Annotated in this window: 11 protein-coding genes; 7 read left to right on the plus strand and 4 right to left on the minus strand. The window is 66.4% G+C overall.

Annotated features, from left to right (window positions below; translation table 11 throughout):
- Entirely contained in the window at window positions 1-2,313 is a 2,313-nt protein-coding gene (locus AC5RU7_RS11175) for a SulP family inorganic anion transporter (protein ID WP_494052277.1), read from the plus strand.
- 89 nt (window positions 2,314-2,402) lie between these two features.
- Here AC5RU7_RS11175 and AC5RU7_RS11180 read toward each other — a convergent pair whose 3' ends face one another.
- Genes AC5RU7_RS11180 through AC5RU7_RS11190 form a run of 3 tightly spaced genes read right to left on the minus strand, consistent with a single transcriptional unit; the run spans window position 2,403 to window position 5,108 of the window.
- Window positions 2,403-3,347, minus strand: a complete 945-nt coding sequence (locus AC5RU7_RS11180) for a COX15/CtaA family protein (protein ID WP_494052278.1) — start codon at window positions 3,345-3,347, stop codon at window positions 2,403-2,405.
- Between the two features lie 7 nt (window positions 3,348-3,354).
- Window positions 3,355-4,143: an ABC transporter permease gene (locus AC5RU7_RS11185; protein ID WP_494052279.1), complete on the minus strand. Its 789-nt coding sequence runs from the start codon at window positions 4,141-4,143 to the stop codon at window positions 3,355-3,357.
- Window positions 4,140-5,108: an ABC transporter ATP-binding protein gene (locus tag AC5RU7_RS11190; RefSeq protein WP_494052280.1), complete on the minus strand. Its 969-nt coding sequence runs from the start codon at window positions 5,106-5,108 to the stop codon at window positions 4,140-4,142. Before AC5RU7_RS11190 ends, AC5RU7_RS11185 begins: the two co-directional genes overlap by 4 nt.
- 116 nt (window positions 5,109-5,224) lie before the next feature.
- On the opposite strand from AC5RU7_RS11190, the gene AC5RU7_RS11195 reads away from it, so the two are divergent.
- Genes AC5RU7_RS11195 through AC5RU7_RS11220 form a run of 6 tightly spaced genes read left to right on the plus strand, consistent with a single transcriptional unit; the run spans window position 5,225 to window position 10,321 of the window.
- Window positions 5,225-6,058 (plus strand): helix-turn-helix transcriptional regulator, encoded by an 834-nt coding sequence (locus AC5RU7_RS11195; RefSeq protein ID WP_494052281.1) that lies wholly within the window; start codon window positions 5,225-5,227, stop codon window positions 6,056-6,058.
- Window positions 6,058-7,521 carry a Fe-S cluster assembly protein SufB gene (gene sufB, locus AC5RU7_RS11200; protein WP_494009090.1) on the plus strand — a complete coding sequence of 488 codons (1,464 nt, stop codon included), beginning with the start codon at window positions 6,058-6,060 and terminating at the stop codon, window positions 7,519-7,521. The genes AC5RU7_RS11195 and sufB overlap by 1 nt, the downstream gene beginning before the upstream one ends.
- Window positions 7,521-8,762 carry a Fe-S cluster assembly protein SufD gene (sufD, locus tag AC5RU7_RS11205; protein WP_494052282.1) on the plus strand — a complete coding sequence of 414 codons (1,242 nt, stop codon included), beginning with the start codon at window positions 7,521-7,523 and terminating at the stop codon, window positions 8,760-8,762. Before sufB ends, sufD begins: the two co-directional genes overlap by 1 nt.
- A 20-nt stretch (window positions 8,763-8,782) precedes the next feature.
- Window positions 8,783-9,139, plus strand: a complete 357-nt coding sequence (locus AC5RU7_RS11210; RefSeq protein WP_494009092.1) for a non-heme iron oxygenase ferredoxin subunit — start codon at window positions 8,783-8,785, stop codon at window positions 9,137-9,139.
- Between the two features lie 44 nt (window positions 9,140-9,183).
- Complete coding sequence (gene sufC, locus AC5RU7_RS11215; RefSeq protein WP_494009093.1) at window positions 9,184-9,975, plus strand: Fe-S cluster assembly ATPase SufC; 792 nt, start codon at window positions 9,184-9,186, stop codon at window positions 9,973-9,975.
- A 13-nt stretch (window positions 9,976-9,988) separates the two neighbouring features.
- Window positions 9,989-10,321 (plus strand): metal-sulfur cluster assembly factor, encoded by a 333-nt coding sequence (locus AC5RU7_RS11220; protein WP_009357674.1) that lies wholly within the window; start codon window positions 9,989-9,991, stop codon window positions 10,319-10,321.
- 75 nt (window positions 10,322-10,396) lie between these two features.
- Here the strand turns inward: AC5RU7_RS11220 and ypfJ are convergent, their stop codons facing one another.
- Window positions 10,397-11,278, minus strand: a complete 882-nt coding sequence (ypfJ, locus tag AC5RU7_RS11225; RefSeq protein WP_494009094.1) for a KPN_02809 family neutral zinc metallopeptidase — start codon at window positions 11,276-11,278, stop codon at window positions 10,397-10,399.
- Window positions 11,279-11,305: the final 27 nt, after the last annotated feature.

Genomic DNA, 11,305 nt, shown 5'->3' on the forward strand with positions numbered 1-11,305 from the left:
ATGGCACAGGAATCCGACCCCACCACCGTTCCCAGTTCCAGTCCCCCGGCAGCCAACCAATCCGGAAGCACGAACAGATCCCGGACCCCGCACTTCCTCAAACACCTCCGCTCGGACTTTCCTGCGTCGCTGGTGGTGTTCCTTGTGGCCCTGCCGTTGAGCCTAGGCATTGCCGCGGCTTCCGGCGCCCCGATCATGGCCGGCCTTATCGCAGCCGCCGTGGGCGGCATCGTGGCCGGCAGCCTGGGCGGCTCGCCCCTCCAGGTGAGCGGGCCCGCTGCCGGACTGACCGTCATCGTGGCCGGACTGGTCCAGGAATTCGGCTGGCAGGTAACCTGCGCCATCACGGCCGCGGCAGGCGTCGTCCAGCTCCTGCTGGGTATCAGCCGCGTCGGCAGGGCAGCACTGGCGGTCTCGCCGGTGGTGGTGAAGGCGATGCTCGCCGGCATCGGCATCACGATCATCCTGCAGCAGATCCACGTCCTGCTCGGCTCCCGGGCGGCTGGTTCAGCCTTGGAGAACCTGACTGCCCTTCCGTCGGCCATCACCAACCTCGAACTCCATGCCGCGCTGCTGGGCCTCGCCGTCGTGGCCATCCTGCTTGTCTGGAAGCACCTGCCGCCGGCAGTGCGGCGGATTCCGGGGCCGCTGGCCGCCGTCGCCGCCGGAACGGCCCTGTCCGTTGCGTTTGCGCCCGCCGTTGAGCGCATCTCCTTCTCCGGTTCGATTTTCGACGCCGTTGCGCTGCCCCAGTTGCCGGACGGCAACTGGCGGGCCGCTGCATTCGCCGTCCTCTCCATGGCCCTGATCGCCAGCATCGAATCGCTGCTGTCCGCCGTCGCCGTCGACAAAATGCAGGCAGGACCACGCACCAACCTGAACCGGGAACTGATGGGCCAGGGAGCAGCCAACATCGTCTCCGGCTCCCTGGGCGGACTTCCCGTCACGGGCGTCATCGTGCGCAGCGCCACCAACGTGGAAGCCGGTGCCGCCACGCGGACCTCGGCGGTCCTGCACGGTGTCTGGGTCCTGACCTTCTCGGCCCTCTTCGCCGGCCTCATCCAGCTCATACCGATGGCTGTCCTCGCCGGACTGCTCGTGGTGATCGGTGCCCGGCTGATCAAGGTGGCGGATATCCGCACCAGCCTCCGCACCGGAGACTTCCTGATCTACTCCGTCACGCTGCTCTGCGTCGTCTTCCTCAACCTGCTGGAGGGCGTCCTCATCGGGCTGGCGCTGGCCGCGGCCAGCGTGCTGTGGCGCGTGCTGCGCGCGTCCGTCCAGGCGCACCAGCCCGTGCCGCCGTCGGTCCTGTGGCGGATCACCATCAACGGGTCCTGCAGCTTCTTCTCCCTGCCGCGGCTGAACCGGGTGCTGCATTCGGTTCCGGAGCGCAAGGACGTTGTGGTGGAACTGAACGCCGACTACCTGGATCATGCGTTCCGGGAGGCGGTGCTCGCCTGGCGCCGCCAGTACGAAGCCGCCGGGGGTACCGTCCATGTTGAGGAGCACGGCAACAGCCTGTTCCGCGATGCTGCGGACCGCGCCCCCCAGCGGAAGGAAGCCAGCGAACTCCCGCTGCCGCCCAGGAGCTCGTGGCAGGCGGGCGGGCCGGCGCAGGAGGCCGGACGGGACCCGCGGCGTTCGCTCCTGATGGGGATCAACAAATACCACCGCCGCTTTGCAGACAAGGTCCGGCCCATGGTGCAGAACCTGGCGGAAGGCCAGAACCCGGACGCGCTGTTCATCGCTTGCGTGGATTCCCGCGTGAACCCCAACCTGATCACCAGCAGCGGCCCGGGCGACCTGCTGACGCTGCGGAACATCGGGAACGTGGTGTGCCACGACGGGCAGGATGCCTCCATCGATTCCGCCCTGTCCTTTGCCGTCAGAGGCCTGGGCGTGAAATCAATCGTGGTTTGCGGGCATTCGAACTGCGGGGCCATGAAGGCCGTCATCGCGGACGCCGGCGGCAGCACTGCCACATCCCTCGGTGCAGGGTTTGACGCCTGGCTGGAACATGCGCGGCCAAGCTACGAGGAGCTGCAGGCGGGCCACCCGGTGGCGTTGGCTGCAGCCGAGGCCGGTTACGGCGAAGCGGACCAGCTGGGGATGGTCAACGTGGCGGTGCAGCTTGCGAAGCTGGAAACCCACCCGGTGATCGGTCCCGCGCTGGCAAGGGGTGCCGTGCAGGCAACGGGCCTGTTCTACGACATCGCGACGGCGCGCGTGCTGCTGGTCAACGCATCCGGGATTGAGTTCCTGGATGCGGCCCCTGCTGCGGAATTGGCGAACGCCGGGCCGGTGCGTTGACCCGGGGTGAAAGTAGCGGCCCATGACGCGAAGCGCCCCGGTTCCTTGGAACCGGGGCGCTTCGCACTTTGCTGACTTGTCGTGGAGTCCTACTCCACCGGGCTGGAGCGGGCGATGTCCCAGGCGTTCGTGGCCGCGGACATGAGCAGCGCGGCCCCGAGCATGTGGGCGGCCACGAGCAGCACCGGAATGCCGTTGTAGTACTGGGTGAAGCCGATGACTGCCTGCAGGACCGTCACGCCCAGGAGCCCCAGCACGGCAGTCCGGAACGGGCCGGTGATGCCGCGCATGAACACCAGCGCCAGGGCCACGACCGTACCGGCGGTAATGAGGTACGCCGGAACCGCATGGATGTGGGAAAACAGGTCCCAGTCAAGGCCGTTCCGCGGCGCTTCCGCGTCGCCGGCGTGCGGACCGGCTCCCGTCACTACCACGCCGAGCATCACGGCAAGGGCGGAAAAAAGCGCGACGGCGGACGTCACCGGGCGCATGATTCCCGGCAGGGCGCGGTGCCGGTAGGCCATGAACCTGCCGGTCCTGCCAAAGGCCCGGTTCACCAGCAGGGTGGCAAACACCACCAGGGCCATCGACACCAGGAAGTGCAGGCCCACCACCCAGGGGTTGAGGTTGGTCAGGACGGTGATCCCGCCGATCACTGCCTGGGCGGGGATGCTGGCGAGCAGGCCGAGGGCGAGGAGGAAGAGGTCCCTGCGTTCCTTGCGAAGGTTCCACAGATAGACCAGCATGAGGGCGGCGACGGCGGCCAGCGCAAAAGTGAGGAGCCGGTTGCCGAACTCGATGAAGCCGTGGATGCCCATCTCAGGGGTGTTGACCAGCGATGTTTCCGTGCAGCGCGGCCAGGTGGGGCAGCCAAGGCCGGAAGAGGTCAGCCGGACCGCCCCGCCTGTGACCACGAGAAGTGTCTGGCCGATCAGGGAGGCGACGGCGAGGCGGCGCACCCGGGCGTCCACGGTGCGGGGCAGCCTTGATACCAGGCGCCCGGCCAGTTGGGGTAGGCGTGAAGCCGTGCTCACGATTATCTCAATTCCACTTGAACCAACGGATGGCTGCTGCCCCGGCGACCAGGGTCCAGAGCAACAGTATGAGGGCGGCGCCGGCGTTCAGGCCGCCGCCAAGGAATGCCTCGCGCAGGGATTCGCCCAAAGCGCCGGACGGCAGGAAACCGACCAGAGACTGGGCCGTTGCCGGGAGCTTTTCGGCGGGCAGAACAATGCCGCCCAGGGCACCCAGGAGGATCCACAGCAGGTTGGTGATCGCGAGGGTGGCCTCCGGCCGGACGGTTCCCGCCACCAGCAGGCCCAGCGCAGTGAAGGCGGCCGCGCCCAGTGCCAGCAGCGCCAGCCCGGGAAGCCAGCCCGCCGCCGGCGGCTGCCAGCCCAGCGCCAGCGCCACGCCAGTGACCACTGCAACCTGCAGGCACAGTACCGCCAGGACCGAGAGCGCCTTGCCGGCAATGAGTCCGCCGCGGCCCAGGGGAGTGGTGGACAGAAGGCGGAGCACGCCGTAGCGGCGGTCGAAACCGGTGGCGATGCCCTGCCCGGTGAAGGCCGTGGACATGGCGCACAGGGCCAGGATGCCTGGAACGGCCACATCGATCCGGCTCGCGCCCATTCCGTCCAGGAATGGCGTCACGGTCAGGCCGACCAGGGCAAGCAGCGGCAGCACAACGGCAAGGATCAGCTGTTCCCCGTTCCGCAGCATCGCCAGCGACTCGTACTTGCCCTGCAGCAGCACGCGCCGCAGCAGGGTGGCAGGCTCCTGCTGGCCGGCAGGTCCGGTCAGGACTGCGTCGGCGGGGTTCCGGGTCATCGGATATCCTTTCCCGAAATATCCAGAAAGACGTCTTCAAGGCTACGCGCCTGCAGGCTCATCGAACCCGGCATGATGTCATGCGCTTCCCACCATGCGGCAAGGGCGGCGAGATGGTGGGGTGTCAATGCACCCGTGACGCAGTAGCTGCCGGCCCGGTCCTCGGTCACATCAATGCCGGCCGGGAGGACCTTGGAAAGGTCAAGCCCAGGGGGTGCTTCAAAAAACAGTGTCCGGACGTGTTCGGCACCTGCCTCTACCTCCGGGGCGCGCTGTAGCAGTTCCTGCACTGTTCCCTCGGCAACGTTCCGGCCGCCGTCAATGATGTAGACGTAGTCCGCAAGGCGCTGGGCGTCATCCATGAGGTGCGTGGTGAGGATGATTCCCATCCCGGCGTCGCGGAGCTCCGCAATGAGGTCGAACACCAGCTGCCTGGACTGGGGGTCCAGGCCCGCGCTGGGCTCGTCGAGGAAGAGGACTTCCGGCCTGCCGATCAGGGCAGCCGCAAGGGCCAGGCGCTGCTTTTGCCCGCCGGAAAGCCTGCGGACCGTCGTCCGGCTAAAGGTATCAATCCCCAGGCGCTGAACCAGCTCATCCACCGGCCAGGGCCGGGCATACAGTCCGGCAACGTGGCGCAGCAGCGGAATAGGGCGTGCCGACGGCGGGAGCCCGCCATCCTGGAGCATGACACCAACGCGGGACCGCAATCCGGCCCCTGCCGTAGCGGGATCCTGCCCGAGCAGCGAGATGCTGCCGCCGGTGCGTTTCTGCAGGCCCTGGGCGCATTCAAGGGTGGTGGTTTTCCCTGCCCCGTTGGCCCCGAGCAGTGCGGTGACCTGTCCCCGTTCGGCGGTCAGTGAAACGCCGCTGACCACCCGGAGCATCTTTCCGTCCAGGCTGGGCAGCGGACCAACATCCTTTATGAGCCCGCTGATGGACAGAACAGGGGATTGGGGGGAACGCACCCCAGTATTCTACGGGAAGTAGTATTAGCTGCCGTCCTGCCGGAGCCCGGGCTGAGGTCAGCCTGTCCTTACTGGAGCGGGGGACTAAATTACGCCATGATTGTGTTGTGTATTCCATGAGCAATGCTACTGCCGTGCCTTTTGCCGGGCACGGAGCCTCCCAGGCTCCCGCAGACCGGGGCCGGATGGCTACCGGTCCGGTGGCTGATGCCGATGAGCGTACCCGCGACCGCGTCCTCGCGGCGGTCCTGGAACACGGACCTGTCAGTGCCGCCGAACTCGGCGACCTGCTCGGATTCACCCCGGCGGCAGTACGCCGCCACTTGGACCATTTATCCCGCGACGGCGTCATTGAAGTCAAGAGGGTAGCCAAGTCCGGTGCCGGCGCGGGCCGGCCCGCCAGGCGGTACGTCCTTAGCTCCCAGGGCCAGTCCAGCCTCGGCAATGACTACCTGGACATCGCCGCCCTGGCCCTCCAGCAGCTGCAGAAGGTTGCCGGGCCCGACGCCGTCCGCGCATTCGCCGTCGAGCGATTCTCGGATATGGAACGGCGGTATGCGCCGGAGATCGAAAAGGCCGGTCCGGACATCAGCGACCGCGCCCGGGCCCTTTCCGATGCCCTGACCCGCGACAACTTCGTCTCGTCCACCGCCACCATCGAGGCCAAGGCACCCCTGCCGGCCGCGCTGTCCAGCGTCCAGCTGTGCCAGGGCCACTGCCCGATCCAGCAGCTTGCCGCACGCTTCCCCGTGTTCTGCGACGTGGAAACGGAAGTGTTTTCGCGGCTGGTGGGCGTTGACGTGCGCCGGCTGTCCACGCTGTCCCGCGGCGGGCACGTCTGCACCACCCACATTCCTACAGGCAGGCCGTCTGTCCAGGAGCCCACAAGGCCTCCGGCAGCCCCCGCCCGCCTGAACGAAGAAATCAACCATCAGCAAGAAAGGCCGTGATGACGGACCAACTATCAGAGAAAGCGGTAGCCGAAAACACTGTGATCTCGGAAATTCTGGAAAAGAATCCCGAGCTCCATGGCATCGGCAACTACGAGTACGGCTGGGCTGACAAGAACGACGTCGGCGCCAATGCACGCCGTGGGCTTGACGAAGAGGTAGTCCGCGACATTTCGGCCAAGAAGAGCGAACCGGACTGGATGCTCGACCTGCGCCTGAAGGGCCTGAAGTACTTCGACCGCAAGCCCATGCCCACCTGGGGTGCGGACCTGTCCGGCATCGACTTCGACAACATCAAGTACTTTGTCCGTTCCACGGAGAAGCAGGCAGCCACCTGGGAAGACCTGCCCGAGGACATCCGGAACACGTACGAAAAGCTGGGTATCCCGGAAGCCGAGCGCAGCCGCCTCGTTTCCGGTGTTGCCGCGCAGTACGAGTCCGAGGTTGTCTACCACCAGATCCGCGAGGACCTCGAGGCCCAGGGCGTCATCTTCCTGGACACCGACACCGCGCTGAAGGAGCACCCGGAGATCTTCCAGGAATACTTCGGCACCGTGATCCCGGTGGGCGACAACAAGTTCGCCTCGCTGAACACCGCCGTGTGGTCGGGCGGGTCCTTTGTCTACGTCCCCAAGGGCGTCCACGTCGACATCCCGCTGCAGGCATACTTCCGCATCAACACTGAGAACATGGGCCAGTTCGAGCGGACCCTGATCATCGCCGACGAGGACTCCTACGTCCACTACATCGAAGGCTGCACGGCACCGATCTACACCTCGGACTCCCTGCACTCCGCCGTGGTGGAAATCATCGTCAAGAAGGGCGCCCGCGTCCGGTACACCACCATCCAGAACTGGTCCAACAACGTGTACAACCTGGTGACCAAGCGTGCCATCTGTGAAGAGGCCGCCACCATGGAGTGGGTCGACGGCAACATCGGCTCCAAGGTCACCATGAAGTACCCGGCCGTCTACCTTGTGGGCGAGCACGCCAAGGGCGAGACCCTCTCCATCGCGTTTGCCGGTGAGGGCCAGCACCAGGACACCGGCTCCAAGATGGTCCACATCGCGCCGAACACCAAGAGCTCCATCATCTCCAAGTCGGTGGCCCGCGGCGGCGGCCGTGCAGCCTACCGCGGCCTGGTGCAGGTCCGTGAAGGTGCCAAGCACTCGGCCAACACCGTGCGCTGCGACGCCCTGCTCGTGGACACCATTTCACGCTCTGACACCTACCCGTACATTGACATCCGCGAGGACGATGTGCAGCTGGGACACGAGGCAACGGTCTCCCGCGTCAGCGAGGAGCAGCTGTTCTACCTCATGTCCCGCGGCATGCCCGAGGACGAGGCCATGGCCATGATCGTGCGCGGCTTCATCGAGCCGATCGCCCGTGAGCTCCCCATGGAATACGCCCTCGAGCTGAACCGCCTCATCGAACTCCAGATGGAAGGATCCGTCGGTTAATGACTGCCGAAGCTACAACCGAAAAGGCGCGCATCGGCGCACCGTCGATCGCAGGTTTCACCGAGGAAGGCGAACAGCTCGTTCCCTCCAAGGTTGACCGCCACCACAGCCACGGCGTGCAGGTTATGGCCTCCCGCGCGGAGCGCCTAACCAGCCACGACGTCGCCGACTTCGCCCTGCCCAACGGCCGGGAAGAGGAATGGCGCTTCACCCCCGTGCGTGAACTGGCCAACCTCCTCTCCGACGCGCCCAGCGACGCCGGTGTCCTGAACGTCGCGTTCGAGGCGCCCGCCGCCGTCGTCCAGCGCACGCTGCACGCAGGCGAGGCCCCCCGCGGCACCACCCTGGTTCCGGCCGACCGCGCCGCCGTCGTGGCTTCCGCCAACACTGACGACGCGCTGCACATTCAGATCCCGGCAAACGCCGAACTGGACGAGCCCGTCCGCGTCGTCCTGACCGGCACCGGCGCAGGCCGCCGCTCCAACTCCCACCACGTGATCGAGGCCGGCGAAAACAGCCGCGCCGTGGTCATCCTGGAACACGACGGCGCAGCCGACCACAACGGCAACGTTGAGGTCTTCGTCCGCGGCGGCGCCCAGCTGACGGTGGTTTCCGTCCAACTGTGGGAAGACGACGCGAAGCACCTGGCCCAGCACGACGCCGAGGTGGCCAAGGACGCCGTCTACAAGCACATCGCCGTCACCCTTGGCGGCAAGATCGTCCGCCTGAACTCCAACGTCCGGTTCTCCGGCGAAGGGGGCGAGGCGGAACTCCTCGGTTTGTACTTTGCCGACGCCGGGCAGCACCTGGAGCACCGCTCGTTCGTGGACCACAACATGCCCAACTGCAAGTCCAACGTCCTGTACAAGGGCGCGCTGCAGGGCAAGGGTGCGCACACCGTCTGGGTTGGCGACGTCCTCATCCAGAAGCAGGCCGAAGGCACCGACTCCTACGAGAAGAACCAGAACCTGGTCCTGACCGACGGCTGCCGCGCGGACTCCGTGCCGAACCTCGAGATCGAGACCGGCCTGATCGAAGGCGCCGGCCACGCCAGCGCCACCGGCCGTTTCGACGACGAGCACCTGTTCTACCTCATGGCCCGCGGCATTCCGGAAGACGTTGCCCGCCGCCTGGTGGTCCGCGGGTTCCTCAATGAGATCATCCAGCAGATCAAGGTCCCGGCCCTCGAAGAGCGCCTGACCGAGGCTGTGGAACGCGAACTCACGGCAACAGAAAACTGACGAGGGACAGGCAGGGACGCATGAGTGGGAAGCCCAAGGGCGAGCTGGTTTGCAGCGCCAACGACATCCAGGTCAAGCAGGCGCTGCGCATCCTGATCGACGACTACCCGGTAGCCGTGGTGCGGGATTCCATGGGTGATATCCACGCCATCGGGGACACCTGCTCGCACGCCGACATCTCGCTCTCGGAAGGGGATGTGGAAGGCTGCGCCATCGAGTGCTGGGGGCACGGCTCGCAGTTCGACCTGCGCAGCGGCCAGCCCCTCCAGCTCCCCGCCTACGATCCCGTTCCCGTGTTCGCTGTCGAGCTCGACGGCGACGACGTCTACGTGGATGTCACCAACGTTTTGAACGGCGCGGCAGTAGACAACTACTGAGCGCCCTGCAGCACAAGACTTACGAACGAACAAGAAAGAAGAGCATGTCAACTCTTGAGATCAAGGACCTGCACGTCAGCATTGACACGGAGCAGGGCACCAAGGAGATCCTGAAGGGCGTCAGCCTGACCATCCGGACCGGCGAAACCCACGCCATCATGGGCCCCAACGGCTCCGGCAAGTCCACGCTGGCCTCCACCATCGCAGGCCACCCCCGCTACAACGTCACCAGCGGCTCCATCACCCTCGACGGCGAAGACGTCCTGGAGATGAGCGTTGACGAGCGTGCCCGTGCCGGCGTGTTCCTGGCCATGCAGTACCCCGTGGAGGTTCCCGGCGTCACCATGACCAACTTCCTGCGCACCGCCAAGACGGCCATCGACGGCCAGGCTCCGGCCCTGCGCACCTGGACCAAGGACGTCAAGGCGGCCATGGAACAGCTCCGCATCGACGCCGACTTCGCCCAGCGAAACGTCAATGAAGGCTTCTCCGGCGGTGAGAAGAAGCGCGTCGAGATCCTGCAGCTGGAACTCTTCAAGCCGAAGTTCGCCGTCCTGGACGAGACCGACTCCGGCCTGGACGTTGACGCGCTCAAGGTTGTTTCCGAGGGCGTCAACCGCGCCCATGCACAGGGCAACATGGGCACCCTGCTGATCACGCACTACACCCGCATCCTGCGCTACATCAAGCCGGACTTCGTCCACGTGTTCGTGGACGGCCAGGTTGTTGAGGAGGGCGGCCCCGAGTTGGCCGACCGCCTGGAAGAAGAAGGCTACGACCGCTACGCCAAGGGCGCCGGCCCCGCCGTCGCCGCTCCCGCAGCAGTACAGGCCTAGTTAGGACTCTGCCATGACCGAAATCACGCCGGGCCGCACGGCCCTGGAGGATGTCGAAGAGGCGCTGAAGGACGTTATTGACCCCGAGCTCGGGGTCAACGTGGTGGACCTTGGCCTGCTCTACGGGCTGAAGTACTCCGATGACGACGGCGCGCTGCTGATCGACATGACGCTCACCACCGCCGCCTGCCCCCTCACCGACGTGCTCGAGGAGCAGGTGGGCAAGGCCCTGGACGGTGTTGTTGACGACTGGCGCCTGAACTGGGTGTGGATGCCGCCATGGGGTCCGGAACGGATCACCGACGACGGCAAGGACCAGATGCGGGCCCTCGGCTTCAACATCTAAATAAAGTACGACGACGGCCCGGCCACCTTCTGTGCGAAGGTGGCCGGGCCGTCGGGGTTTAAAGGCGGGAGGCCCCTACAGGCTCGGGGCGGAGAACGTGTCGCACTGGTTGATGTCGCCGGTTTCGTAGCCCCGGTAGAACCAGCGCTGGCGCTGCTCGCTGGAGCCGTGCGTCCAGGCCTCGGGCGTGACCCGTCCGGTGGCCGCTTCCTGGATGCGGTCATCGCCCACCGCGGAAGCCGCGGACAGCGCGTCATTCAGGTCCTGCTGGGTGAGGGCTTCCAGGAACGGCTGGCCGTCCGGGCCGGGCTGGGTGGAGGCGTGCTTGGCCCACAGTCCCGCGTAGCAGTCGGCCTGAAGTTCAACCCGGACGGCGCCGGACTCAGGGCCCTGCGGATCCTGCTGCGCGCGGTCCAGGTAGCCCAGGACATTCTGGATGTGGTGGCCGAACTCGTGCGCCACCACGTACTCCTGGGCCAGCGGCCCGCCGGAGGAACCGAACCGGTTTACGAGTTCCGTGAAGAATCCGGGATCAAAGTAGGCGGTGGTGTCCGTGGGGCAGTAGAACGGACCCACGGCGCTGGAGGCCGTTCCGCAGCCGGTGCTCACGGCTTCGTCGAAAATCACCGTCTCGGGCTGGGGGTACTGGACGCTGTACTGCTCCAGGTAGGCGGGCCAGAACGCGTTGAGGCTGTTGACGGTGCCGGTGATGCGGCAGTCCACGCGCGCGTCGGCGTCGGCACCGGTTTCGCAGGCCGGGGCGGTGCCCTGGCTTTGCGGGGCGGGAGCAGCGCCGCCCGCCAGGCCCTCCAGGAGCTGGGGGTTGACACCCAGGAGGGCGGCGATCAGCAGCAGCAGACCGCCGCCGATGCCGCCGCCCACTTTCGCTCCGCGGCCCATGCCGCGCCGGTCCTGGACCTGCGAGGGGTCCAGCTGCACATTGTCGTTGAAACTCATGAAGTCACATTACCCTCGGGCCCGGAG

The organism is Arthrobacter sp. K410C, from assembly GCF_059090105.1.